Source organism: Actinoplanes sp. 13 (assembly GCF_056134165.1).
In genome coordinates this window covers 151,765-175,342 of record NZ_JBVYOQ010000012.1, presented here as the reverse complement: position 1 = coordinate 175,342, position 23,578 = coordinate 151,765, and the positions used below count along the sequence as shown (strand labels likewise).

The 23,578-nt window shown below is 69.7% G+C and carries 24 protein-coding genes and 2 riboswitches; of the genes, 8 read left to right on the top strand and 16 right to left on the bottom strand.

Annotated elements, in window-relative coordinates; genetic code table 11:
• Positions 1 to 8: 8 nt before the first annotated feature.
• Positions 9 to 1,001, top strand: coding sequence for a PseG/SpsG family protein (locus AC0NH5_RS23705; protein ID WP_474407521.1), 993 nt, complete (start codon positions 9 to 11; stop codon positions 999 to 1,001).
• A 15-nt stretch (positions 1,002 to 1,016) separates the two neighbouring features.
• Here the strand turns inward: AC0NH5_RS23705 and AC0NH5_RS23700 are convergent, their stop codons facing one another.
• Together AC0NH5_RS23700 and AC0NH5_RS23695 are read right to left on the bottom strand one after the other, a co-directional pair.
• A complete protein-coding gene (locus tag AC0NH5_RS23700) occupies positions 1,017 to 2,033 on the bottom strand; it encodes an NADPH:quinone reductase (protein WP_474407518.1) in 1,017 nt (338 codons plus the stop codon).
• 73 nt (positions 2,034 to 2,106) lie between these two features.
• A complete protein-coding gene (locus AC0NH5_RS23695; protein WP_474407515.1) occupies positions 2,107 to 2,610 on the bottom strand; it encodes a GNAT family N-acetyltransferase in 504 nt (167 codons plus the stop codon).
• Between the two features lie 54 nt (positions 2,611 to 2,664).
• Here AC0NH5_RS23695 and AC0NH5_RS23690 point away from each other — a divergent pair, with 54 nt between their 5' ends.
• Positions 2,665 to 3,141: a response regulator transcription factor gene (locus AC0NH5_RS23690; protein ID WP_474407512.1), complete on the top strand. Its 477-nt coding sequence runs from the start codon at positions 2,665 to 2,667 to the stop codon at positions 3,139 to 3,141.
• A gap of 3 nt (positions 3,142 to 3,144) precedes the next feature.
• On the opposite strand, the gene AC0NH5_RS23685 is transcribed toward AC0NH5_RS23690, so the two are convergent.
• The 4 genes from AC0NH5_RS23685 to AC0NH5_RS23670 all read right to left on the bottom strand — a co-directional run bounded on the left by AC0NH5_RS23685 (position 3,145) and on the right by AC0NH5_RS23670 (position 6,816).
• A complete protein-coding gene (locus AC0NH5_RS23685) occupies positions 3,145 to 4,191 on the bottom strand; it encodes a S66 family peptidase (RefSeq protein WP_474407511.1) in 1,047 nt (348 codons plus the stop codon).
• A gap of 13 nt (positions 4,192 to 4,204) precedes the next feature.
• Positions 4,205 to 4,927: a zf-HC2 domain-containing protein gene (locus AC0NH5_RS23680; RefSeq protein WP_474407508.1), complete on the bottom strand. Its 723-nt coding sequence runs from the start codon at positions 4,925 to 4,927 to the stop codon at positions 4,205 to 4,207.
• A gap of 70 nt (positions 4,928 to 4,997) precedes the next feature.
• The gene (locus AC0NH5_RS23675; RefSeq protein ID WP_474407505.1) at positions 4,998 to 5,519 is read right to left on the bottom strand and encodes a sigma-70 family RNA polymerase sigma factor; all 522 of its coding nucleotides are present in this window, start codon (positions 5,517 to 5,519) and stop codon (positions 4,998 to 5,000) included.
• A 145-nt stretch (positions 5,520 to 5,664) separates the two neighbouring features.
• Positions 5,665 to 6,816: a neprosin family prolyl endopeptidase gene (locus AC0NH5_RS23670; RefSeq protein ID WP_474407620.1), complete on the bottom strand. Its 1,152-nt coding sequence runs from the start codon at positions 6,814 to 6,816 to the stop codon at positions 5,665 to 5,667.
• Between the two features lie 364 nt (positions 6,817 to 7,180).
• On the opposite strand from AC0NH5_RS23670, the gene AC0NH5_RS23665 reads away from it, so the two are divergent.
• A complete protein-coding gene (locus tag AC0NH5_RS23665; protein ID WP_474407502.1) occupies positions 7,181 to 7,636 on the top strand; it encodes a cysteine dioxygenase in 456 nt (151 codons plus the stop codon).
• The gene (locus tag AC0NH5_RS23660; RefSeq protein ID WP_474407499.1) at positions 7,633 to 8,031 is read left to right on the top strand and encodes a rhodanese-like domain-containing protein; all 399 of its coding nucleotides are present in this window, start codon (positions 7,633 to 7,635) and stop codon (positions 8,029 to 8,031) included. Before AC0NH5_RS23665 ends, AC0NH5_RS23660 begins: the two co-directional genes overlap by 4 nt.
• Positions 8,032 to 8,034: 3 nt before the next feature.
• Here AC0NH5_RS23660 and AC0NH5_RS23655 read toward each other — a convergent pair whose 3' ends face one another.
• The 3 genes from AC0NH5_RS23655 to AC0NH5_RS23645 all read right to left on the bottom strand — a co-directional run bounded on the left by AC0NH5_RS23655 (position 8,035) and on the right by AC0NH5_RS23645 (position 9,708).
• On the bottom strand, positions 8,035 to 8,595 hold the full coding sequence (locus AC0NH5_RS23655; protein ID WP_474407496.1) for a hypothetical protein: 561 nt from the start codon (positions 8,593 to 8,595) through the stop codon (positions 8,035 to 8,037).
• A 52-nt stretch (positions 8,596 to 8,647) separates the two neighbouring features.
• Complete coding sequence (locus AC0NH5_RS23650; RefSeq protein ID WP_474407494.1) at positions 8,648 to 9,022, bottom strand: Atu4866 domain-containing protein; 375 nt, start codon at positions 9,020 to 9,022, stop codon at positions 8,648 to 8,650.
• 80 nt (positions 9,023 to 9,102) lie between these two features.
• Positions 9,103 to 9,708: a TetR/AcrR family transcriptional regulator gene (locus AC0NH5_RS23645; RefSeq protein WP_474407491.1), complete on the bottom strand. Its 606-nt coding sequence runs from the start codon at positions 9,706 to 9,708 to the stop codon at positions 9,103 to 9,105.
• A 170-nt stretch (positions 9,709 to 9,878) separates the two neighbouring features.
• Here AC0NH5_RS23645 and AC0NH5_RS23640 point away from each other — a divergent pair, with 170 nt between their 5' ends.
• Both AC0NH5_RS23640 and AC0NH5_RS23635 read left to right on the top strand, forming a co-directional pair.
• Entirely contained in the window at positions 9,879 to 10,775 is an 897-nt protein-coding gene (locus AC0NH5_RS23640) for an ABC transporter permease (protein ID WP_474407488.1), read from the top strand.
• On the top strand, positions 10,768 to 11,541 hold the full coding sequence (locus AC0NH5_RS23635) for an ABC transporter ATP-binding protein (protein ID WP_474407486.1): 774 nt from the start codon (positions 10,768 to 10,770) through the stop codon (positions 11,539 to 11,541). The genes AC0NH5_RS23640 and AC0NH5_RS23635 overlap by 8 nt, the downstream gene beginning before the upstream one ends.
• Before the next feature lie 22 nt (positions 11,542 to 11,563).
• Here AC0NH5_RS23635 and AC0NH5_RS23630 read toward each other — a convergent pair whose 3' ends face one another.
• Positions 11,564 to 12,589 carry a coiled-coil domain-containing protein gene (locus tag AC0NH5_RS23630; protein ID WP_474407484.1) on the bottom strand — a complete coding sequence of 342 codons (1,026 nt, stop codon included), beginning with the start codon at positions 12,587 to 12,589 and terminating at the stop codon, positions 11,564 to 11,566.
• A riboswitch (cyclic di-AMP (ydaO/yuaA leader) is annotated at positions 12,588 to 12,725 on the bottom strand. It overlaps the preceding gene by 2 nt.
• Positions 12,726 to 12,931: 206 nt before the next feature.
• Positions 12,932 to 13,065: riboswitch (cyclic di-AMP (ydaO/yuaA leader) on the top strand.
• A 6-nt stretch (positions 13,066 to 13,071) separates the two neighbouring features.
• Between AC0NH5_RS23630 and AC0NH5_RS23625 the strand changes: the two genes are divergently transcribed.
• Positions 13,072 to 14,118, top strand: a complete 1,047-nt coding sequence (locus AC0NH5_RS23625) for a coiled-coil domain-containing protein (RefSeq protein WP_474407482.1) — start codon at positions 13,072 to 13,074, stop codon at positions 14,116 to 14,118.
• A 61-nt stretch (positions 14,119 to 14,179) separates the two neighbouring features.
• On the opposite strand, the gene AC0NH5_RS23620 is transcribed toward AC0NH5_RS23625, so the two are convergent.
• The 5 genes from AC0NH5_RS23620 to AC0NH5_RS23600 form a co-directional block, all read right to left on the bottom strand.
• Positions 14,180 to 16,543 (bottom strand): glycoside hydrolase family 65 protein, encoded by a 2,364-nt coding sequence (locus AC0NH5_RS23620; RefSeq protein WP_474407480.1) that lies wholly within the window; start codon positions 16,541 to 16,543, stop codon positions 14,180 to 14,182.
• Positions 16,544 to 16,576: 33 nt separating this feature from the next.
• Positions 16,577 to 17,317, bottom strand: a complete 741-nt coding sequence (locus AC0NH5_RS23615; RefSeq protein WP_474407478.1) for a beta-phosphoglucomutase family hydrolase — start codon at positions 17,315 to 17,317, stop codon at positions 16,577 to 16,579.
• 94 nt (positions 17,318 to 17,411) lie between these two features.
• On the bottom strand, positions 17,412 to 17,807 hold the full coding sequence (locus AC0NH5_RS23610; protein WP_474407475.1) for an ATP-binding protein: 396 nt from the start codon (positions 17,805 to 17,807) through the stop codon (positions 17,412 to 17,414).
• Between the two features lie 165 nt (positions 17,808 to 17,972).
• Positions 17,973 to 19,277 (bottom strand): ABC transporter ATP-binding protein, encoded by a 1,305-nt coding sequence (locus AC0NH5_RS23605; RefSeq protein WP_474407473.1) that lies wholly within the window; start codon positions 19,275 to 19,277, stop codon positions 17,973 to 17,975.
• A 328-nt stretch (positions 19,278 to 19,605) separates the two neighbouring features.
• Positions 19,606 to 21,468, bottom strand: coding sequence for a DUF5941 domain-containing protein (locus AC0NH5_RS23600; RefSeq protein WP_474407470.1), 1,863 nt, complete (start codon positions 21,466 to 21,468; stop codon positions 19,606 to 19,608).
• Positions 21,469 to 21,652: 184 nt separating this feature from the next.
• Between AC0NH5_RS23600 and AC0NH5_RS23595 the strand changes: the two genes are divergently transcribed.
• Positions 21,653 to 21,859 carry a PspC domain-containing protein gene (locus AC0NH5_RS23595; protein WP_474407467.1) on the top strand — a complete coding sequence of 69 codons (207 nt, stop codon included), beginning with the start codon at positions 21,653 to 21,655 and terminating at the stop codon, positions 21,857 to 21,859.
• 967 nt (positions 21,860 to 22,826) lie between these two features.
• Here AC0NH5_RS23595 and AC0NH5_RS23590 read toward each other — a convergent pair.
• The gene (locus AC0NH5_RS23590) at positions 22,827 to 23,540 is read right to left on the bottom strand and encodes a DUF4230 domain-containing protein (protein WP_474407464.1); all 714 of its coding nucleotides are present in this window, start codon (positions 23,538 to 23,540) and stop codon (positions 22,827 to 22,829) included.
• Positions 23,541 to 23,578: the final 38 nt, after the last annotated feature.

Sequence of the window (23,578 nt, the reverse complement as noted above, 5' to 3'; positions counted from 1 at the left end):
GGTCGCTCATGACTGTCGTCGGGATCCGGTGCGACGCCGGACCGAAGACCGGGGTCGGGCATCTGGTGCGGTGCGTCGCCCTCGCCGAGGAGCTGACCGCTCGCGGCGTGGACGTGCACTTCCTCAGCGACCTGGGCGGCGTCTCCTGGGCGGCGTCCCAGCTCGAACAGCGCGGGCTGCCCTGGCATCCCGCGCCCTACGACGCCGTCGGCCTGGTCGCGGCGGTCGAGCGGCTCGACCTGGATGCGGTGGTGATCGACTCGTACACGCTGCCGCCGCAGCAGAGCGTGGCGGTGCGCCGGACGGGCCGGCGCGTGCTGGCCATCGTGGACGGTGAGCCGCGCGGTCAGACCGCCGACATCTACGTCGACCAGAATCTCGACGCGGTGCTCGAGGTCGGGGACGTGCGGCTGGCCGGCCTCGACTACGCGCTGTTGCGGTCTTCGGTGCGCCAGTTACGGCCGGTTGCCGCACCGGTGCACGCCGAGACCCGTACCCCGAAGGTCGTGGCCTTCTTCGGTGGCACCGACGCCTACCGCGCCGCGCCGCAGGCCGCACGTCTGCTGACGCACAGCGGGGTGCCGTTCGACGCCACCGTGATCGCTGCCGACGACAGCCTTCGCGCCGAGCTGCTCGAGGTGGCACCGGGGCCCGGGCAGCGCTTCGAGATCATCTCGCCGACCGATCACCTGCCCAAGCTGCTGATCGACGCCGACCTGGTGATCAGCGCCAGCGGAACGTCGACGTGGGAGTTGCTCTGCCTGGGCCGGGCTGCCGCGCTGCTCTGGGTGGTGGACAACCAGATCCTCGGGTATGAGCGCACCATCGCCAACGGTTACGCCGCCGGACTCGGCCGGCTGGGCGACTTCGACGCGTCCGCCCCCTCGGTCCTGGCGCGGCTGCTCACCGATCCGGCCGAGCGGACGCTGCTGGCCGCGCGGGGCTGGTCCGCTGTGGACGGCCGCGGAGTGGAGCGGGTCGCCGACGCGCTGCTCGCCTGACGCGGGCGGGCGCGGTCAGGCGGGCGTCACGTCGATGACCACCTTTCCCACGGCGTGGCCCTCAACGGCCTCGTGGGCGCCCGCGACGTCGGTGAACGGAAAGCGGATGATCGGCAGGCCGGCCTCGTCACCCACCCGGAAGGCGCCGCTGTTCACGGCCTCGGCCACCGCCTCGACCGCGTTGGTCTTCTCCTCGGGCGTGGTGGTGTAGGTGAGGACGAAGTCGAGGCTGACGTTCTTCAGCATCGCCTTGAAGCCGGCCACGGTGAACTTGCCGGGCACGTAGATCGCGACGTTCCCGCCCGGGGCTATCACGTCGATGTCCAGGTCCAGATTTTCGGTGTTGACCTCGACGATGACGTTGGGGCCGATTCCGGTCAGCTCGCGGACCCGGACGGCAACGTCCTCCTCGCGATAATTGATCACGGCATCGGCTCCGGCGGCGGTGGCGAGCCGGCCCTTCCCCGCGGAGCTGACCGTGGTGATCACGGTGGCGCCGGCCCACTTGGCCAGCTGGATCGCGGCGTTACCGACGGCCCCGGCTCCGCCCGCGACCAGGACGGTCCGGCCGGTCAGGGCGCCCGGTGCCAGACGATCCGGGCCGTCGGCCGCGAGCGTGAGGCAGCGGTGCGCGGTGAGCGCCGGAATGCCCAGGGCGGCACCGACTTCGAAGGGCACCTCCTCGTGCAGGCGCACCACCTGGTGACGCGGCAGCACCACGTACTCCTGGGCAGTGCCGTCGGCGCGGGCGTAGGCGGCGTCCCACACCCAGACGCGATCACCGGCTTCAAGATCCCGCACGCCCTCACCGACCGCGTCGACCACACCAGCACCGTCCTGGTTGGGCACGCGGGGCGGAGCCACGCCGTCCGGAACGCCCCGGCCCGCCCGGGTGCCGGTGTCGGTCGGGTTCACAGCGGAGAGAACGATGCGCACCCGCACCTCGCCGGCACCGGCCAACGGCAGGTCCCGGTCGACGTTGCGCAGCACGGACTGGGCTGGACCTGGCTCGTTGAACACGGCAGCACGCATGCCCCTCACCTTAGGAGCCCTCGTGGAGATCGCACAGTTGAGCGAGGACGCCGACCCGGGAGGTGGGTGAGCGCTAGAGATCGCGGCGCATCGCCAGGCGGGGCCATCGGTCCAGGCCGTGCGCGGCCTCTGCGGCCCGGATCTCGCGGAGCCCCGGGGTCAGCTCACCGGCAGCGAGCGGACGGAAACCCAACCGCTCGTAATAGGGCCCGTTCCACGGAACCTCGGCGAACGTGGTCAGGGTCAGCGCCGCCGACCCGCGGTCATGGGCCCACCCGGCGACATGCTCGACGAGGGCGGCGCCGATGCGGCGGCCGGCGTGCCGCGGGTCGACCGAGACCTGCTCGATGTGCACGACGCCGTCCACCCACTCGGCGATGAGATAGGCGACCGGCTCGCCCGGAGGATCGACGTACACCCAGGCGCGGCCGTCCTGTTGACAGGCGAGCAGCTCGGCAGCGGGCAACGCCTCGTCCCGCGCGATCTCGTCCATGCCGTACGCGGCGAACTGCCGGCCCGCCGCGACCTCGATCTCCCGGAGACGATCGATCTCGTCCGCCTCAGCCACCCTGATCACAAGCCCACCCTCCGTCGCTCTCAGTGAATTGCCTACCGTGCCGAAGAGACCTGCGTGCCCACCGTTCTGATCGCCGATGATGATCTCGATCATCGGGAGCTGCTCACCATGGCGCTACGCAGGCTGGGGTACGACGTCGTGACCGCGGCCGACGCGGACGGCGCGTTCGACCTTCTCACCCGGGGCGGCGGCATCGACGCCGCGCTGATCGACGTGCGGATGCCCGGCGGCTCCGGCATCGACCTGTGCCGCCGGATCCGCGGCGTCCCGGACCTCGAAGAGATCCCGATCATGGTGGTCAGCGCCGACGTGCACCGGCAGCAGATCATGACCGCGCTGCACGCCGGGGCCGACGATTACCTGCCCAAGCCGTTCCGCCGGGCGGAGCTCACCGCACGGCTGGACGCCCTGCTGCGGCACACCGGCGGCCCGGCGGCCCGATCAGCTACCGCCGCCCGGATGGCGTTGGCCGCCGCCTGCAGGACGGCTGCGTCACCGGCTCCCGAACGCGAGTACCGCCGGACCGCCTAGGCCCTAGTAGTGGGCGATGACCCGGCGGTTCGGGCCGTCCACGGTGATCCGGCCGCCGTACGGCAACACCCACTGCGGATCGGTGTGCCCGAAATCCACCCCGAACACCGCCATCGCCTCCGAGTGATAGCCGGCGAGCGCCCGAAGCACCGCCTCCCGTTGCTCCTCGCGGTATCTCTGCCGGTCCTCCACCGGCCGCGGCGCCGCGAAGTGGGTGGCTTTCGCCGTCGCCACCAGCACCGCGGGGAACTGCTGCAACAGCCCACGCTCACCCGCGTTGCGCAACATCCGGAAGACCTCCTCGGCGGGCGGCATCTCCTCGGACGTCTCCAGCAGCAGGACGCACCCGGCGTAGTCGCCGACCGGCCGGATCCAGCGGCCGGCCGCCAGGTTCCAGTGCAGGATCTCCAGGTTGCCGCCCCACGACGGGCCGCTCACCACCCGGTCCGGCTGGTGCCACACCCGTCCCGGGGAGGGGGTGCGGGGCGCCGACTCGGTGAGCGAGCGCGGGTCGTCCCAGAGGACCTCCTCCTCGGTGAACTCGTCGACCGGTTCGATCAGCAGGTCCCGGGTCTCGAAGAGGGCCGCCCGCAACGACTGGAGGTGCTGTGGCCGAAGAGCCGCGCCCGGCCCGAGGTGCATCTGGGTCGATCCGCCGTGGTACCCGGCGACGCCCTGGTTCCACAGCCAGTTCAGCAGGTTGGTGTTGTCCGAGAAGCCGAAGAAGGGCTTCGGATCGGCTCGGAAGGGCGCCGGGTCCAGGTGCGGCAGAACGGTGATCTGATCATCGCCGCCGATGGTGGCGAAGACGGCCCGGATCTCGGGATCGGCCCAGGCCGCCGTCAGGTCGGCGGCCCGCTCGACCGGCGTGGCGCCGATCCGCCGGGTGCTGGGGAACTCCACCGGTTCCAGGCCCAACTCCGTGCGGATCCGCCGCATCGCCTGCTCGTGCACCGCCGGAAAGGCACCCGGCGCGGCGAACGAGGGCGAGACGACCGCGACGCGGTCACCGGGGTGAAGTTTCGGGGGTACGCGGAAGTCGGGTCGCATACCCCCCCATCTTTCAGGTGACTGCCGCCGTGCCAAGCAGTTTTCCGTCCCGGTCGGTGATCAGGACGGCGTCGACGTCAGCGATCTTCACCGAGCTGGCACCGCTGACCTCGGCGGCGCCGTTGGCGGTGTCGCCCCAGGCCGCGGCCTGCTCGGTGCTGCCGTCCTTGTTGCGCACCAGGCACAGGAACGGTCCCTGGCCGCTCATTCGGCTCACGTCCAGCGCCACCGCGACGCCCCACTGTTTCGGGGTCAGGACGGCCGAGCCGGTCATCCCGCTGCCGGGCGCCGCCTCGAACTGCGACGTCACGAGCGTCACGCTGGGCAGGGCTTCCGGCACCGTACCCGGCTGGACACGGCCGTTCGTGAAGATCCCGTAGCCGATCGCGGCGGCCGCGATCAGCACGACCGCGGCGGCGGCCAGCCACCGCACCCGTGCCACCCGGGTCTCCCTGGTCTTCTCCGCCCGCATCCGGCTGAGCAGACCCTCGATGTTCTGCGGGCTGGGCCGGGCGGTCGGCGAGACCGCGAGCGGAGCACCGCCACCCAGGTGCCGCGCGTCCGGCAGGCGTTGCAGCATCTCCGGGACGGGCGCCAGCCGGTCCAGTTCGGCCCGGCAGTCGGCGCAGTCGTGCAGATGCTCGTCGAGCCGATCGGTGTCGGCCTCGTCGAGTCCGCCCAGCAGATAGCCGCCGAGCAACCGGTGCAGAGCGTCGTGTTCGTCGAGGTCGCTCATGACACCCCTCCGCTTCGCTCCGGGCCGCCGTGAGAAGCGCCGAGCCCGTTCCTGAGCTCACTTCGTCCGCTCATCGCAGCATCCCCATCTCCTCGAAGACGGTGCGCAGCGCGCGCACTGCGTAATAGGCGCGTGATTTCACCGTGCCCTCCGGCACCGACAGCTTCCGCGCGGCATCGGCCACGCTCTGCCCTTCGTAATACATCGCCTGGATGACGGCACGGTGCTCCGGCGAGAGGCGTTCCATCGCCTCGGCCACCAGCCAGCCCTCCACCATCTGATCCACGTTGTCCGCCGACGGCGCCGAGTTGACCGCGTTCTCGTCGGCGACCAGGCGTGGCCTGCGCTGTTCCGCACGCCAGGCGTTGGTCACCACGTTACGGGCGATGGTGAGCAGGTACGACCTGGTTCGGCCCGGTTCCGGGTCGAGGTGGTCGATGTGCTTCCAGGCCCGTAGGAGAGTCTCCTGCACCAGGTCCTCCGCCTTGTGCCGGTCCGAGACGTACCGGGACACAAAGTTGATCAGGACGGCATAGTGCTCGGTGTAGAGCGCGGTCATCAGCTGCTCGTCGGGGCTCACCCGTCGCTTCATCGGCGCCAGCTCCCCTCGGGTTCCGCCCGGCCACCCGGATGTACATCCTGGCACGCGGACCGGTTCAAGGGGTGGCCCGGAAACCCGGGAAAACATCGATGCCCGGCTCCCTGCCGGGAAACCGGGCATCATGTCGATCCGGTGGTCAGCCCTTCGGCTCTTCCGGCTCTTCCACCGGCGCGCAGCCGGGTCCGCCGATCCGGAAGGTGCGGGCGCTCGCCTTCGTCTTCGCGTAGATCGGGAAGATCGGGGACGGGACAGCCTGGCCGTTGGGGAGCTCGGGGATGCCTGGGCCACGGACCTGGCTGTACACGAACATGTCCGGGTCGGGCCCCTCCAGGTACGCCACGCTGCCGATCTTGGTGGCCTTGCCCTGGAAGGACGGGAGGCCGTTCCCCATCTGGGTGCAGGTCTCGAGTTTGGCCGCCGCGACCTCGCCGAACATCTGCACCAGGCCGGTCTTCTCGAACTTGTTGCCCCAGTTCTCACCGGGGAAATAGCCGACCCAACCGGTGTCGTACGCCACCCACCAGGCGCCACCGGCGTACTGGATGCCGAAACGCTTCGGGGTGTCCTGCGGGAGCGTGGCGCCCGGTTTGATGTCTTCCCAAGGCACGAAGCCGCAGGTGTTGTAGCAGGCGGGTTTGTCGTCGACCCAGTGGAAGACGAACAGGTGCGGGTCGTCGTCACCGTTGAGCTCACGGTCCACGGTCCAGCCCACCTCGACGGTGTGCTTCTGGTCCGCCGACCGCACAGCCACCTCAGCGAGCGTGTGGTAGTCCTCCGTCTGCAGTGCCGGTTTGCTGATCGTCAGGTTCGCGTACGCCCCGTCGGCCGTGGCGCGCTGGGAACCGACGTTGTAGTGGAAGAAGACGTCGGCTCTGGGGGCGGCGGCGTTCGCGGTCGACGACGGCGCGGGCGCCGGCACCGGCGGCACCACGGTCCGCGACTTGTGGACCCCGGTCCGCGGTGACCGTCCCTTGGGGGCGTAGCGGTTGCCGCGGGACTCGCTCACCGTGTCGGGGGCGGCGCTGAGGCCGGCCGCCTTCAGCGACTTGCTGCTTGCTCCGTTGCGTCCTTTGCGGATGCTGCGCGGCTTTTCACCCCACGGCAGCAACGCCGGCGGCGTCACGGTGGCGGGCGCGTCGGCGGTTTCGTCCGACGGGGCGGCGGGAGCCGCTGCCGGCGCCGGCGCGTCCGGGATCTGTTCCGCGCCCGCGTTGAGAGTCGATGCGACTCCGATCGTGCTGATCACGGCGACGGTGAGGCCGGCGGCGAGCAGGCCGCGGCGAGACATCAACACTTGTCCGTCCTCGTTCATCGGGGCATCGGAGGAGGGTCGCGGGCGGCCTCCGGCAACCGGTTCTCGGCGGCGCCGCTCACGATATAGCCATCTCGATGGGCCAGGGACCGGCTGACCAGCAATTCCGCCGTAACGGCGGAGGCGGGTAGGCCGAACTGGTGACAGACAGGCCACTTTGGTCGACGCAGCGTATCGACCTCATTGCGCATTGAAGTTTTTCGCGCCTGGTTCGGAAAGAGGCATAGCTCACTAAGCCTCTTTCGATACCGCCCGCCCCGTCCGATTCGCGAGTTCCGTACCCACACGGGTCACCCCCGTGGTAAAACCTATCTAACCTATAGGCTATAAAGGAGCCATGATGAACGATCATCTCGCCGTCGCCCGCGACTTCTCCGCGTTGCCCGGCCTGTGGCCGGTGGCGCCGCGCTTCAATCCCGTGGACCGGTGGTACCACCGGCTCGCGGTGGCGGATGATTACGAGGTGTGGCTCCTCACCTGGCTGCCCGGTCAGGCCACCGAGATCCATGATCACGGCGGCTCGGCGGGTGCGTTCCACGTCCACGGCGGCACCCTGACCGAGGACACCGTGTCCACCGGCGCCGACGGCACGCCGCGGATCGTCTCGCGCGAGCTGGGCGAGGGCGCGGGCCGCCGGTTCGGCGCGCAGCACATCCACCGGATCATCAACAGGTCCGCCCGGCCGGCGGTCAGCATCCACGTCTACGGGCCGGCTCTGACCACCATGACCAAGTACCGCGTCGCCCCCACCGGCCTCGAGGTGCTCACTGTCGAGCGGGCCGGCGCGCAGTGGTGACCACACCGCCACCCGGATCCAAGGGCATCGACGAGATCCTGGCCGAGGCCCGCGCCCGGCTGCGGCGGCTGGGGCCGGCCGAGACGCAGGCCGCGATCGAGGAGGGCGCGATCCTGGTGGACATCCGCCCGGCCGCGCAGCGCGCCGAGTTCGGCGAGATCCCGGGCGCCGTGGTGATCGAACGCAACGTGCTGGAGTGGCGCCTCGACCCCCGGTCGGATGCGCGCCTGCCGTTCGCCGGCGACTACGGGCTCCCCGTGATCGTCACCTGCCAGGAGGGCTACACCAGCAGCCTGGCCGCGGCCTCCCTGCAGGACCTCGGCCTGCACAAGGCGACCGACCTGGACGGCGGATTCGCCGCCTGGAAGGCCGCCGGCCTGCCGACCACGCCGTGAGACCTACCGGGGATGGACCACGCCCGAGCGCCCGCTGTACAGATACCGCGTCCCGTCGACCTCGCGCCCGGTGTTCGGCGCGTCCAGCCAGACGATGTACGCCCGGTTGGGCGTGAGCCCGCTGATCGTCGTGGTGACCGTGCACCCACTGCCGGGCGGGACGTTCTTCCACACCGGCTCCGGCTGCCGGCCCGTGACCAGATCCTGCGGCACCGCGGTCACCCGGTAGTTCGACGGGTACTGCGCCGGCCACTCCACCTTCAGCGAGCCCGCGCCGGGCGTCACCTCGACCGGGATCATCACCGGCTCGGTCCGCGGCCAGAGCTTGGTGCAGCTGGGGTCGGGGGCCGGGGCCGGCACCGTGGGGTCGGTGGTCGGCGTCGCGGTGCCCCGCTTCGGCGCCGGGCTCGGCGTCCGCTTGCCGGCGTCCACGAGGACCCAGGAGTCACCGGCCGCAGGCGTGGCCGACGAGTCCCCGGCGACGCCTGCGGCGCCGATCGCGGCACAGCCACTGAGAACGAGCGGCAGGGCGGCCAGGCTGATCACGATCCTCGTACGACGCATGCTTCTGGATTCGGCCGATGCGGCGCCGACATGAGGAGTCGGCGGCGTGTTCTCAGACCGGCAACAGCCGGTGTCCCGCCATCTCGAGCTCGCCGTCGTGGACGGTGACCGGGGTGTTCAGGCCGGAGTCGTCGCGCAGCAGCACCGAGGCGCCGTCGATCCGGTACGTCCCGCGGGCCTGGCGGCGACGCCCGGCCACCGCTCCGGCGTACGTGCCGTCGGTGCGCAGCTGGAGCCGGACCACCCCGTCGGCGCTGCGCCAGGCGCCGACCACGGCATCGTCGGTCACCGTCGCGGGGCGCCCGGTCACCGGGCAGGTGCCGACGTCGGACGCTCCACCCATGGCGATGGCGAGCAGTGCGGCCGCGTCCAGCACTGTGGTGTCCAGCACAGCTGTGCCGACACGGGTCTCGAGCAAGGAATTCACAGAGCCGCCTCCGGGGGGTGCGTCGGGGTCAGCCCTTTCCTTCGACCCCCACCGGGCGCGGCGAAGAGATTCTCTGGTTGCTAGTCGGTGGTGGTTGCCTTCAGCGCCGCCGTGACAGCCACGGTGAGTTTCTCCAGAGCGTCGTCGCTCAGCGGCTGCCGGGCGACCGCGAGCCGCCAGTAGAGCGGGCCCAGGATCAGGTCGACGGCGAGGTGCGCATCGGTGCCCTCGGGCAGTTCACCGCGGGTGACCGCCTGACCGACCAGCTTCTCTCCCACCGACTGCTGGTGGGTGCGCAGCGCCCGTTGCAGGGTCTCGGCGATCTGCGGGTTCCGGGCGGCCTCGGCCATCAGGTCCGGGATGATCTGCGACGCGATCCGGTGCTGGAGCGCCTTGCTGACGATCATCATGAGCAGCGCCAGATCGCCGGCGAAACTCCCGGTGTCCGGGAGTGGCACCTTGCGCTCCGCGACGTCCGAGATGATCTCCATGACCATTTCGAGCTTGTTGCTCCACCGCCGGTAGATCGCGGTCTTACCGACCCCCGCGCGGCGGGCCACCGCCTCGATGGACAATCGGCCGTAACCGACCTCCGCCAACTCGTTCATGACCGCGTTGCGGATCGCCACGGTGATGTCGCCTCGGAGCACCGCCGCTCCGGCTGGTGCGCGCTTTACTGTCGCCACAGAGTCACTATAGCGCTACGACGTAACGGTTGCGTTCCGCCGTTTGGTCAGCTACCGTCAACAGCCACGTCGATACGAACCCGTTCCATCGGTGGCGCCGGGTGCCTGTCATGCTTCTACATGTGGAACCCGCTGCCTCCTTCGGGCCTACTGGATCGGAGCACCACCCCATGCCAGAGACGGCGGTCGCCGAGGCCGGCGCCGGGCTCTCCCCCAAGGAGCTGGCCCGACGGCACGGCCTGAGCGCTTCAGGACGCCTCCCAGGCCTCCTCGAGTACACACGCCAGCTGTGGTCCTACCGGCATTTCATCCAGGCGCACGCGAGCGCGAAGATGTCCTCGGCGCTGGGCAACACGAAGCTCGGCATGGTCTGGCAGGTTCTCACCCCGATCATCAACGCCGCGGTCTACTACGTGATCTTCGGCGTGATCCTGGGTGGCCGCGACGGTGTGCAGAACTTCATCGCGTACCTCTGTGCCGGCGTGTTCGTGTTCCAATTCACACAGTCGATCGTCGGAACCGGCATCAACGCGATCACCGGAAACCTCGGGCTGATCCGCGCGCTGCACTTCCCGCGGGCCAGCCTGCCGCTGTCGGTGGCGCTCGTGGAGATCCGCAACTTCGTCGTGGCGCTGGCCGTGCTGATGGGCATCATGCTGATCACCGGCGAGCCGATCACCGCCCAGTGGCTGCTGGTCCTGCCGGTGCTGCTGCTCCAGTCGATCTTCAATACCGGGCTCGCCCTGGCCGCCGCGAAGTTCGGCGCCAAGGTCCGCGACGTCAAGCAGCTGATTCCGTTCGTCATGCGCTTCTGGATGTACGGCTCGGCCGTGCTCTACCCGGTGCAGCTCTTCGCCGACCACCTGTCCGGCTGGAAGCTGGCCGTCGTCGAGGCGAACCCGCTGCTCATCTTCATCGAGCTGATGCGCCACGCGCTGATGGAGGACGTGGAGCTGGCCGGCCCGCCGGCGCTGCTCTGGACCCAGGCCGTGATCTGGACCCTGGTCGTGGGCATCGGCGGTTTCGTCTACTTCTGGCGCGGAGAGAAGGGCTACGGCCGTGGCTGACAACGAGCGCGTCCCCACCGTCATCGCGGACAACGCCCACGTCATCTACAAGGTGCACAGCTCGGCGTCGCCGGGCAGCGGCAGTCCCGTGGCCAGCCTCAAGCGGCTGGTCACCGGCTCCCGGTCGGCGAACGTCCGCGAGGTGCACGCAGTCAAGGGCGTGAGCTTCGTGGCGTACCGCGGCGAGGCGATCGGCCTGATCGGCAGCAACGGCTCCGGGAAGTCGACCCTGCTGCGGGCGGTCGCCGGCCTGCTGCCGGTGGCCCGGGGCAAGATCTACGCCGCCGGCCAGCCGTCCCTGCTGGGCGTCAACGCCGCGCTGATGAACGAGCTGCCCGGCGAGCGCAACGTCGAGCTGGGCTGCCTGGCCATGGGCATGTCGCCGGCCGAGGTGCGGGCGAAGAAGGACGGGATCATCGAGTTCTCCGGCATCAACGAGCGGGGTGACTTCTCCTCGCTGCCGATGCGGACGTACTCGTCCGGCATGGCCGCCCGCCTGCGGTTCTCCATCGCCGCCGCGAAGCAGCACGACGTCCTGCTGATCGACGAGGCGCTGGCCACCGGTGACGCCAAGTTCCGCCGCCGCAGCGAGGCGCGGGTCCGTGAGCTGCGCGCCCAGGCCGGCACGGTCTTCCTGGTCAGCCACAGCGAGCAGTCGATCCGGGACACCTGCGACCGGAGCATCTGGCTGGAGTCCGGCCTGATCCGGGCCGACGGGCCGACCGACGAGGTGATGCGGGAGTACGAGGCCTACATGCGCAAGTAGGGCTCGTACTCCCGGCAACCTGCTAGTTCACCGACAGGTGGACGTGGTTCGTATGGTCGCTGGACGGGTCGCCGCCCGCCCCGCTGTACGACTTCCACCGGTCGCTGCTGGCCAGCCAGATCCGGCGGTACCAGATGACGTAGAGCACGTTCAGCTCGTCGGCGTTGGCGATGAAGTAGTCCGCCAGGTTGTCGCCGTAGGTCTTGCTGGAACCCGTGGCGTCGCCGCCGAAGCCGTTCTTGTCGGCGGCGAAGTCGCAGGCCCGGCCCTTCGGATGCTCACCGCTGTTCTGCTCGCGCCAGCAGGCCACGAACCGCGTGAAGCCGGCCGCCTTCGCCTGCTTCATCGCGTGCAGCGTCGCCGGGGTGAGACAGCCGCCGCTGGTCGGGTCGTTCTCGGAGCAGCCACCGCCGGTCGGTCCCGGCTCGGCCTTGGCACTGCCTCCGCCGCCGGAGGACGGCGCATCACCGGCGTCCTGACCCTGGTTCGCCTTCGCCAGCGCGGTCTCCGCCTGGGTCTTCTTGTTGGCCATCACGGTGACCTGCTTCTGCTGGTCACGAATGGCCGTGTCGATGGCGATCTTGGCGCGCTGCCGGTCGGTGAGAGTTTTCTTGAGATCGGCGATCGCGGCGTTCTGCTGCGCCGCGATCACGCCCAGGGCCTCGGCGCGGTCCAGGAAGGTCTCGCTCGAAGCGGCGGTGACCAGGGCGGACATCGGGCCGATCCGGCCCGTCGTGTACGCCTGCTGCGCGATCTCGTCGAGCGCCTGCTGCTGCGGCCCGATCGCCGCCTCCAGGCGCTTGAGCTCCGCGGAGAGCTTGGTCTGCTGCTCCTTGGACTTCTTCAACTTGTTCTTGGCATCCACGAAGCCACGGGTGGCGTCCTCGAGTTGGGTGATCAGCGACTTCGAGCCGCCCTCGCCGTCGTCGCCGTTGTCACCGGGGGCCGCGGACGCCGGCGTCGCCACGATGACCAGCCCGCACACGGCGACGAGCAGCGCCATTACCGCCGCCAATCGTCGCCGCGCAGTGTGTTCCTGCACAGACATTTCCTTCCGTCGGCCGCCGGCCGGGTTAGCTGACGGGTTCGGGACGAAGGAAATCCCTACCGCAAACTGCGGATTCACCCCGGAGGAAATATGGTTCCCCGGCTCGCCGCAACGGGCGATTAGGCGGCGGTCCCCGGGTGGGAACCGGTCCGACCATACCCACTTCATCGACAGATCGACAGTTCTCGTACTCGCTGCGATTGCGCGGACACACCACGTGACACCATTACGGAATGTCGTTAGGCGGTAACACTTTTCGCAGCTCAGTGGGTCCTGATGCGCGGCGATATCTCAGGTAAACTCCTCTCGGTCCTGCCAGGACGGCACCGCCCCCGAGTTGCCGGCAGGCCGCCGCCCAATCGCCGTGAAAGGTGAGCCGGGGAACCAGGTCACTGGGGTGAATCCGCAGTTTGCGGTAGGGATTGCTTCCGTCCCGAACCCGTCAGCTAACTCGGTCGGCGGTGACACGGAAGGAACTGTTGATGACCGCAAGTCCCCGCCGGTGGCTGATACTCGCCCTGGCGCCGCTCGTGTCTGCCGTGTTCCTCGTGGCCCCGGTCACGTTGCTCACCGGCACCACGGCTTCCGCGGCACCGGGAAGTAACTCGCCCAACGCCGACGAGGAGGGCAGTGCTGACCTGTCGGCCGTGATGGAGGCGACCAACCGGCGCTACGTCGCCGCGAAGGGCGCCGTCGCCGCGTCCCGCAAGAACCAGAAGAAGCTGGCCGCCGACATCAAAGCAGCCGAGGGCCGGCGTGACGTCCTGATTCCCGAGGTCAACTCGATCGCCCGGCAGCAATACCAGACCGGCAATCTGAGTGCCATGGGCTTCCTGCTCAACGCCAGCTCGTCGAACGACTTCATGAGCAAGGCGATCTCCCTGGAGGAGATCAACAAGCTGCATGACGAGAAGCTGCACGAGCTGAACACGGCGATCGCCGAGATCAGCGAGAACAAGGCCAGGCTGGACGCCGAGCTCAAGAACGAGCAGCAGCAGCTGACCGTGCTGCAGAAGCAGAAGGACGCCGCCGAGAACCAGCTCGACCTGGTGGGTGGTGGCACCGGCATCAACCGGTCCGTCACGAACGGCCTGGTCGACGCCAAGTCGGCCATCGCGGCGCCGGCACCGCGCAACGGCAGCGGAGGCTTCTCGGGTGAGGGTTGCACCGAGAAGGACCCGACCACCGGCGGTTGCGTGACCAAGCGCACCCTGCACATGTACAAGGAGACCCGCAAGGCGGGCTTCAAACGCTTCGTCGGCTGCCACCGCACCGGCGGCCCGTTCGAGCATCCCAAGGGCCGCGCCTGTGACTGGTCGCTGCAGAAGAGCGGATTCTCGTCGGCACACAACAACGACATGCTGCGGTACGGCAACGACCTGACCGCGTTCCTGGTGCGTAACGCCGACCGTCTCGGCATCTACTACGTCATCTGGTACAAGCAGATCTGGTTCCCGGCCACCGGCGAGTGGCGGTCGTACTCCGGTCCCAGCGACCACACGGACCACGTGCACGTGTCGATGCTGTAAAGAACGCCGAAAAAGCCCCCGCCCGGTTCGGGCGGGGGCTTTTTTGCTGGTCGGTGCAGGCTCAGTGCACCGCGCGGCGCACCGGGGCCCGGCCGTGCGGCTGGGCCGGCGCGGGACCGACCGGGTGCCCCGGCGGGATCGCCATGGTCACCGGCCGCACCTGGGTCACCTCGATCTCCTTGCCGTGGTGCAGCAGGGTCAGCCGGGCCGAGCCGCCGCCGTTGCGCAACGAGTACGTCACCTCGTCGGCGGTCACGCTCACCCGCAGCCGCAGCCCGCGCCAGAGCAGCGAGAACTCCAGGGCGTTGATCCGGCTGGGCAGTCGCGGCGCGAAGCTCAGCTGACCGTTGAAGTCCCGCATCCCGCCCAGACCCGCGACGAGCGCGATCCAGGAGCCGGCCAGCGAGGCCACGTGCACACCGTCCCGCGCGTTGCGGTGCAGGTCGTGCAGGTCCATCAGGGCGGCCTCGCCGAGATAGTCGTGGGCCAGCTCCAGATGACCGGTCTCGGCCGCGAGCACGGCCTGGATGCAGGCCGACAGCGACGAGTCCCGCACGGTCCGCGCGTCGTAGTACGCGAAGTTGCGGACCTTCTCCTCCGCGGTGAACGCGTCACCCCGGATGTACATCGCCATCACCAGGTCGGCCTGCTTGATCACCTGCTTGCGGTACAGGTCGAAGTACGGGAAGTTCAGCAGCAGGGGGTAGCCCTCCGGCGGAGTGTTCTCGAAGTCCCACTCCTGCAGCCGGGTGAAGCCCTCGCACTGCTGGTGCACCCCGAGCTCCTTGTCGTACGGGATGTGCACGGCCGCCGCCGCGTCCCGCCACGACGCCGTCTCCTCGTCGTCCACGCCGAACTGCCGGGCCAGGTCCGGATGCCGCTTGCAGGCCTCGACCGCGGTCATCAGGTTCTGTTGCGCCATCAGGTTGGTGTAGATGTTGTCGTTGACCACAGCCGTGTACTCGTCCGGCCCGGTCACGCCGTCGATGTGGAAACGGCCGTGCCGGTCGTGGTGACCCAGCGAGCGCCACAGCCGCGCCGTCTCGACCAGGAGCTCCAGGCCGACCTCACGCTCGAAGTCGTAGTCCCCGGTGGCCTGCACGTACCGGCGGACCGCGTCGGCGATGTCGGCGCCGATGTGGAAGCCGGCCGTGCCCGCCGGCCAGTAGCCGGAGCACTCCTGCCCGCGGATGGTCCGCCACGGGAACGCGGCGCCCTGCAGGCCGAGCGTCTGCGCCCGCTCCCGGGCCAGGTCCAGCGTCGAGTGCCGCCAGCGCAGCACGTCGGCCGCCGCGGAGGGCTGGGTGTACGTCAGAGCGGGCAGCACGAACGTCTCGGCGTCCCAGAAGGTGTGCCCGTCGTACCCCGGCCCGGTGAGGCCCTTGGAGCCGATCGGGCGCTTTTCCGCACGGGCGCCGGACTGCAGCGTGTGGAAGAGCCCGAAGCGGACCGCCTGCTGCACCTCCGGGTCGCCGTCGACCCGGACGTCGGAGTGGTCCCAGAACGCGTCCAGGTATTCCTGCTGCTGCTGGACCAGCCCGTCCCAGCCGTCCAGGCGGGCGCTGGCCAGTGCCGCGCCGACCTGGTCACGCAGGCCCGGCAGCGAGCGCATGCTGGACCAGCCGTACGCCGCCAGCTTGACGACCCGCAGCTTCTGACCCGGCTCCAGCCGGCAGGCCACCGTGGTCCGCAGCCAGTCCGGGTGCCCCTCGGTGGTGATGGCGTGCCGCCCCGGCGTCTCCACCAGGTGCTCCATGGCCGCGGCCATCCGCAGGTCGCTGGCCTTGGTGCGGTGGATCAGGATGCCGCCGGTCGGCTGCTCCATCATCTCCTCGGCCTGCAGCGGCCGGTCCAGCACCGCGGCCACCCGCGGGTCCTTGCTCATCGGCGGGAGCTGCTCGTTCGCCACCAGCTCCGACTGCAGGATCAGCCGGGCCGGGCCGGCCAGCGGCTCGACCTCGTAGAGGAAGGCGACCACCGCGCGCTGGGTGAACGAGACGAGCCGCACGGTACGCACGCGCACACCCTGGCCCGACGGGGACACCCACTCGACGACCCGCTCCAGCGTGCCGGCCCGCAGGTCGAGGCAGCGCTCGTGGGACCGGAGCTCGCCGTAGCGCACATCGAACGGCTCGTCGTCGACGAGCAGCCGCATCAGCTTGGCATTGGTCACGTTGACCATCGTCTGGCCGGACTCGGGGAAGCCGTACCCGGCCTCCGCGTGCGGCAGCGGCCGCAGCTCGTAGAACGAGTTCAGGTAGCTGCCGGGGAGGCCGTGCGGCTCGCCCTCGTCCAGATTTCCGCGTATCCCGATATGGCCGTTCGAGAGAGCGAACACCGATTCGGACTGGGCCAGCAGGTCCAGGTCGAGCCGGGTCTCCCGGATGTGCCATGGGTCGACGGGGTAGGCCCGTTCACGGATCACGGTCGTGCCTCTCGTTACGAATAAGAGGAGGTCTCACTGAGTGAGGAGTTCGGACAGGTCGGTCACCACCACGTCGGCGCCGTTGGCACGGAGCGCCTCCGCCTGGCCGACCCGGTCCACCCCGATCACGATGCCGAACGCACCCGCCCGTCCGGCGGCCACACCGGCCAGGGCGTCCTCGTACACGGCACAGTTCTCCGGGGCGAGATCGAGCAGCTTAGCCCCATAGAGGAAGGTGTCGGGAGCGGGCTTGCCGGGAAGACCGAGCTCTCGCGCGACCACGCCGTCCACACGGGCCTCCAGCAGGTCCGCGATGCCCGCGGCCTCCAGAACGTCCTTGCAGTTGGCGCTCGCCGAGACGACGACCCGGCGCAGGCCGGCGGCCTTGGCGGCCTTCAGGTACTCCACCGATCCGGGGTAGACCTGGACGGCGCCCTCCTGGATCTTCTGCAGCACGAGCACGTTCTTGCGGTTGCCCACGCCGTTGACGGTCTCCTGGTCAGGACCGTCGTCGGGTTCCCCCTCGGGCAGGGTGATGCCACGGGAGGCCAGGAAGGTGCGGACGCCGTCGGCCCGCTGCCGCCCGTCCACATACTGGTGGTAGTCGAAGCCGGAGTCGAAGGGGACGAACGGTTGTCCGGTGCGTTCGGCCCACGTCTGCAGGAACGAGTCGAACGTCTGTTTCCACGCGGCATTGTGCACCAGCGCGGTCTGCGTGAGCACACCGTCAAGATCGAAGAGGCAAGCGGTCACCTGGGAAGGAAGTCCGAGCACGCGCCCAATGTAGCCGGAGGGGAAGCGCGACGAGACCGGAAGGGCGGCTTCACATTTCCTCGATCGTTCACAGCTCGTTCAAGCTGCTGTTTCTTCAGGAATCCGGCACCGCATCCACCGCCATACGCAATCCGATCGAGGTACCGATCGGGCCCGTTGCGGTGGTCACCTCGTCGCACAACTGGTGCGCCAGCCACAATCCGCGGCCGCCGACCTCGAACGCCTCGGGCGCCTGAAGATCGTTCAGATAGCCCCCGGGGATGCCCGGACCGGAATCGGTCACCACACACCACACCGAGCCGCCCTCGACGCGCAGCACCAGCCGGCCGTTCCCACCGGCGTGCAGCACCACGTTGGTGATGACCTCGTTCACGGCCAGCAGATAACCGTGCCGGCGGTCCGGGCCGAGCCCCAGCGGGCCGAGGTGAGCCGAGACCTCATGCCGCAGGGTGGTGATGTCGTCGTGCCCGAACGAGCGGTCCAGCACCACCCGATCGCCCCGTGGAGGCGCACCGTCGCCTCTCGGCTCCGTTCCGGGAGCCGAGCGAACGCTCTGACCGATCCTGTCCTCCACCGTCGTGCAGCCTACGCGCTGTGGCCGACCAGTGGCGGGAGGCATCGGTGTTCCGCCCCGGAAGTGGCGCGCGTCCCGGGCTCACCGCCAGCCGACATCGATCCGGTCACCCCGCTCGTCGAAGAAGTGCACCGCTTCCATCCGCACCGAGATGGCCAGCGGATGACCGGGAGAAACCTGGGGGTACGGGGCCAGCCGCACCGCCAGCTCGGCCGGCTTGCGTGAGTGGCGGCCGGGGTCGTTCAGCACGCTGCCCCGATCACGGCTGGGTGGCAGCCTCGGCGTGTCGAGCACCGAGGATGGTCGGGTCAGCCGCTGGAGCGCGCCGCCGAGCCGCTTCAGCGCCCCCTCGGCCGGCATGTGGTCCTGCACCGGACCGCTCATCTCGTCCACCACGATCGCGGTGGCGCCGATGTCGAGGTATGCCAGGGACTCGTGCCCGTGGTGCTCGAGATAGCGGATGCGGCCCTGGAAGATGTGCCCCGGCGTCTGCGGGGTCACCGGCGTGAGCGCCTCGGCCCGGATGCCGACCACGATCCGGTCACCGTGGTACCGGGCGACCGCCCGCGCCCGCGGGTCGTTCCACGGCATGTAGAGCGTCTGCTCGCCGAAGTTGAGCGCGATGTACTGATCCAGGTGCACATAGACCGAGGCCTCGAGCAGGTTCATCTTCGGCGAGCCGAGGAAGGCCGCGACATAGAGCGTGGCCGGCCGCCGGTAGACGTCGGTCGGCGTGCCCACGTCCTGCAGCACGCCCTTGCGCATGATCGCGACCCGGTCCGCCATGGTCAGCGCCTCGGCCTGGTCGTGCGTCACGTACATCGTGGTGACGCCCAGCTCGCGGGTCATGCTGGTGATCTCGGCACGGAGCTCGGCGCGCAGGCCGCTGTCCAGGTTGGAGAGCGGCTCGTCCATCAGGAAGATGCCGGGGCGGCGGACGATGGCGCGGCCCATCGCGACACGCTGCCGCTGCCCGCCGGAGAGCTGACTGGGACGGCGGCCGAGCACCTCACCGATGCCGAGCGCACCGGCCACGGCGCCGACCCGGTCCTGGCGGGGCGTCGGCTCGACACCGGAGAGCTTCAGCGGGAATCCGATGTTCTCCGCGACGGTCATGTGCGGATAGAGCGCAAAGTCCTGAAAAACCATCGCGATGCTGCGGTCGCGTGGGGGCAGTTCCAGAACCGGCTCACCGTTCAGCAGGATCTCGCCCTCGCTGGGGTCCTCGAGACCGGCGATCATCCGGAGCACGGTCGACTTACCGCAGCCAGAGGGCCCCAGCAGGACCATGAACTCGCCGTCCCGCACATCCATGCTGAGGTTGTCGACGGCATATGTGCCGTCCGGCCAAATCTTGGTGACGTCTTTGAGTGCGACGGTGGACACCGCCAACCTCCCCGCTCTGCCGCGATCCCGAGGCCCACGACGGTCGGCGATCGGGCACTAACTCTGCGAGTGCCTTCGATGCTTTGCCATCGGACGAAAGTGCCATTCGCACATAGTGATCAATCGATTACGGAGATCTGAACATTAGGAGATCAACTGTGCACGTGCACAGCACCAAGAGACATGACGGACATGCCTGTCCCTTCGCCATCTGCAGCCCAATCCAGATGTGTGGTGATTTAGGGGTGCGCTCCGCGCCCCAAATCACCGCGCGAGCTCCGTGGGGACTTGAGGTTCGCTCCGCGCCCTGAATCACCACGCACGCGGATCAGGAGCGGCTGGCGCGCCAGTCCTGAACAGCGACCAGCGTGAAGGCTCCGCCGACCAGAGCGGCGAGCACGGCCGCCCCCGCCGTGCCATATCCGAGCAGGGCCACCGCCACCAGCAGCAGGACCCGCCCGTCCCAACCCAGCAGCGCGCCGCCCGCGCCGGTCGCCGGCGCACCCTTCTCCATCCGCGCGGTCAGGTCGTAATGCCGCAGCGCGAGCATGAACAGCAGCAGGAAAACCACCGCCGGCGGCACCGAGCCGTAAAGCCCGACCGCGACCACCATCAGATATTCCGCGGCCCGCAACGCAGCCGGCACCAGCCAGTCCAGCGCCCCACCGTGCCGGCTCCGCGCCGGAAACCCGCAGACGAGCACCGGAACCACGACCAGCGCGAGCAACCACGACCGGCCCGACGGCTCGCCGGCCACCAGCACACCGACGGTGACCAGCGAATACACCACGAACAGCGCGGCGAACGGCAGCGGACGGCCGACGCCGGCCCGGCTCAGCACAGCGCGCACCAGCGGGCCGTCGTCGCGATGCCGCATCGTGTCGACCGTGTGCAGCACGCCGACCCGCATGGAAAGCGCCCGCAACGAGCGGAGCGCCAGCGTGTACGCCGCGGCGAACAACCCGAACCCGACCACCGCGGCCAGCGCGACCCGCCCGTTGGTGAACGCGGCCAGCACCGCCATCAGCGCCCAGCGCTCACCGATCGGAAAGACCACGATCCGTTTGAGCCAATAGATCAGCGAACCCCGCTGACTCTGCGCCTTCACCGACGCCGCCGACAGCCGTGCCCCGACACCCGAGGCGGCCGGCGCGACCGGGCGGGCAGCGGCCTCGTCGTGAAGCGCGCCGTACCAGGTGTCGGTCATGTGCCGGGCGGTCTGCAGGACGATCGCGGTGATCGCCAGCGGCCACGCATAGGGCAGTCCGATCCGCTCCGCACCGGCCGCCAGACCGGCGTAGACCGCGTACTCCTTGGCCCGGTCGGCCATCGTGTCCAACCAGCCGCCGAACGCGCCGAACTGCCTCGTGTACCGCGCCAGTTGCCCGTCCACGCAGTCGAGCACGAAACCCAGATAGAGCAGGACGCCGCCCGCGATCATCGCGGGCCGGGACGCCTGCCAGAAGGCGAGCGCCGCGCCGACCGCGAACAGCACCGACAGCGCGGTCACCCCGGTCGGTGTCAGCCGGAGCCGGGCAGCCGCCTTGGTGACCAGCGGCGACCAGGTGCTCACGGCGTACGTCGTGAAGAAGTCGTCCTGCTCCTTGACGGCGAGCCGCAGGCGCGCCGCGTCCTCGTCCACCGCGGCGACCGCGTCCCGCGCCGCGACCAGCTCAGCCTCGGTGCTCACCTGTTCCGCGTGCAGCAACCTGGTGCGCGTGGCGATCGGCACCAGCCCCGCCTCGAGCAGCGCGGGCAGCAGGTCGGGCCGGTCGGCCACCTTCTCCAGCACCGGCAGATCGGCCGGGGCCAGGCACATCGCGCCGAGGAACCGCACCGTGCCGGCGCCCGCCTCGGCGGGAACCACCCGGCCGCGGTCCTCCCGGAGATCACCGGCCGGGTCAGGGGCGACCAGTACGGTGCTGCGCCCGGCCGGCTCGGTGGACAGGGTCCAGAGCAGGCTGCCGTGCGCCACCAGGTTGTCCGGGCAGATCAGCAGCGGCTCGCCGGCGTCCCGGGCCTGCCGGGCCAGCTCGCGCAGACGCGCCGCCGTGTCTTCCTGCCTGGCCGGACGGTCGATAACCGCGGCGCCGGCCGAACGGAGCGCCGAAGTCAGCTCCGCCGCGAGCCGATCGGCGTCAGCGGGTGTTATGGCGTCGCTGGTCCGGGCATAGAGGAGGGCAAGGGTCACCGTTCAACTCCTCGTGAGCGCCCGAAATCGGGTTCAGGTTAACAGCGGGAATCCATCGGGTACGGGTGACCCTTACGGGAGCTGGACCGCAGGTATCCACCTGGAGACCGAGGGACGCTCCCGTCCCGGTACCTACCGTCGAAGTGGACGTGGCAGAACGCCACGACCACTGCTGAAGGAGCGGATGATCGTGTCCTACAACCTCAAGACCCGTACTCTCACCCGCCCTCGCCACAACCGCATGATCGCCGGCGTCTGCGCCGGTCTGGCTCGCCGGTTCGGCATGAAGCCCGGGACGGTCCGGCTGCTCTTCGTGGTCTCCTGCCTGCTGCCCGGCCCCCAGTTCCTGGCGTACCTGATCCTGTGGGCACTGCTCCCCAACGAGCAGTGACCCCCCTCCCCCACAGCTAACGCCTCCCGGGCGGCCCGGTTCCGGGCCGCCCGGCCCCGTCTCCACCCACGCTCAACGGCCCGATCAACCGCCCGCAAGCGGGACGGTTTTGGGGCGGTGCTGGCCCACTCCGGGCGGTCAGGCTTGATCCCTGCGTGGACCAGCACCGCCCCAAAACCTTGCCTACTCACGCTCGCTGCCGCGCCTCCGGGCCACGGCCGACGACGCGTCGCGGATAACCATGCCGGCCAGGCGACGAAGCACCACGCACCATCGCCGGCGAGGCACCCCGGCCGGCACCCACGCAGGCAAAACGCCGAAGGATCATGCACCACGGCCGGCCCGTCACCCTCAGCTGGCAACCACGCGGCTAAAACGCCGAAGGATATGCACCACGGCCAGCCAACCGCTCCACCCACCCGATCAACACACCAGCCGCGCCGGCACGGCACGGCGGCACGGCGGCGCGGCGGCGGCACGGCGGCACGGCATGGCGCGGTGGCTTTGATGATTGCCGGGCGAGCGACATTCCGCCGGCGCGAGGCATGGCGCGCTTCGGGGTGCTGCGGTCGCGGTCGATCAGCTGCTTGCCGGGGCCGGAGGGCCGACCGCTGCCGCCCGCCCAGCCGTAGGTCGCGGCAGTCGGCTCAGGGCCGCGACGGCCGCGTGGCAAGGCAGAAGCCTGCCGGTCCGGCAGAAGGCCGACTACTGGCGCTCACCTACCGTGAGTCGCCGCACCAGCCGTGAGCAGCCAAGGTTTTGGGGCAGGGATGGTCCACGCAGGGATCAAGCTTGACCGCCCGGAGTGGGCCATCCCTGCCCCAAAACCGTCCCAGCCCGCGCAACCACCGCCACCCAGCGCAAAGGAAGCCGGCGCAGGCAGGGAGCCGGCGCAGGCAGGGAGCCGGCGCAGGCAGGGAGCCGGCGCAGGCAGGGAGCCGGCGGGAAGCGAGGAGGCGGGACCGGATCAGGGGTTGGCGAAGGTCACGGTGACGGTTGTGTAGCCCAGACGGGCGAAGAGGCTCTCCAGCATCCGCTCGGTGTTCTCCTTGGCGCGCTGGTCCAGCCCGCTGTCACGGGCCGCCTGGGTGATTCGTTCCTGGGCGAGCTGATAGACCTGCTGCTGCCGGTTCGCGTCGTCACCGAAGGCGTCACCGATCCGGGTGAGTGCGCCGCGTTCCTCGGCCACGACGTAGCTCTTGGCCATGTCGAGCGCCGCGGTGGACTGCTCCGGCGGCGGCAGGGTCAGCTCGATCGACTGCTTCTCCTGGTCCACCTTGAGGGCGTCGCCGGCCAGCACGCTGAAGTCGACGTAGACCTCGACGGTGCCGGATCCGACGAACAGCGTCCGCCGGTTGATCAGGAAGTCCGGCACATTTTCCTTGTTCTCCTGGAGGTCGACGATGACCTGGAAGGTGCCGTCGGCCGCGACGTAACGGTTCAGGTCGCGCATGGACTGGAGCAGCACGGGCTGACTGCGGTCGACGGTCTTGTCCTCGAACGGGTTGTCGAAGGTGGGCAGCACGTTCACCGCGCGCAGCCCGAGGCAGGCGAGGACGATCAGCGCGAAGACGAAACCGATGAAGATCAGAAGCCGGGCGAAGCCGCTCGTCTTCCGGCCTTCGTCTGCGACCGCGGGGTATTCCCGGGTCGGTTCGTCGACATCCGGAGAGGTTGCCATGCCTCCACGGTAAGCAGGGGGTACGACAACCGCACCCG

What these genes read in the sequence shown, in the direction of transcription:
- AC0NH5_RS23705 (WP_474407521.1), top strand. Translation starts at nt 9, where the DNA reads ATGACTGTCGTCGGGATCCGGTGCGACGCCGGACCGAAGACCGGGGTC.
- AC0NH5_RS23700 (WP_474407518.1), bottom strand. Translation starts at nt 2,033, where the DNA reads ATGCGTGCTGCCGTGTTCAACGAGCCAGGTCCAGCCCAGTCCGTGCTG.
- AC0NH5_RS23685 (WP_474407511.1), bottom strand. Translation starts at nt 4,191, where the DNA reads ATGCGACCCGACTTCCGCGTACCCCCGAAACTTCACCCCGGTGACCGC.
- AC0NH5_RS23680 (WP_474407508.1), bottom strand. Translation starts at nt 4,927, where the DNA reads ATGAGCGACCTCGACGAACACGACGCTCTGCACCGGTTGCTCGGCGGC.
- AC0NH5_RS23675 (WP_474407505.1), bottom strand. Translation starts at nt 5,519, where the DNA reads ATGAAGCGACGGGTGAGCCCCGACGAGCAGCTGATGACCGCGCTCTAC.
- AC0NH5_RS23670 (WP_474407620.1), bottom strand. Translation starts at nt 6,816, where the DNA reads ATGTCTCGCCGCGGCCTGCTCGCCGCCGGCCTCACCGTCGCCGTGATC.
- AC0NH5_RS23665 (WP_474407502.1), top strand. Translation starts at nt 7,181, where the DNA reads ATGAACGATCATCTCGCCGTCGCCCGCGACTTCTCCGCGTTGCCCGGC.
- AC0NH5_RS23655 (WP_474407496.1), bottom strand. Translation starts at nt 8,595, where the DNA reads ATGCGTCGTACGAGGATCGTGATCAGCCTGGCCGCCCTGCCGCTCGTT.
- AC0NH5_RS23640 (WP_474407488.1), top strand. Translation starts at nt 9,879, where the DNA reads ATGCCAGAGACGGCGGTCGCCGAGGCCGGCGCCGGGCTCTCCCCCAAG.
- AC0NH5_RS23630 (WP_474407484.1), bottom strand. Translation starts at nt 12,589, where the DNA reads ATGTCTGTGCAGGAACACACTGCGCGGCGACGATTGGCGGCGGTAATG.
- AC0NH5_RS23625 (WP_474407482.1), top strand. Translation starts at nt 13,072, where the DNA reads ATGACCGCAAGTCCCCGCCGGTGGCTGATACTCGCCCTGGCGCCGCTC.
- AC0NH5_RS23595 (WP_474407467.1), top strand. Translation starts at nt 21,653, where the DNA reads ATGATCGTGTCCTACAACCTCAAGACCCGTACTCTCACCCGCCCTCGC.
- AC0NH5_RS23590 (WP_474407464.1), bottom strand. Translation starts at nt 23,540, where the DNA reads ATGGCAACCTCTCCGGATGTCGACGAACCGACCCGGGAATACCCCGCG.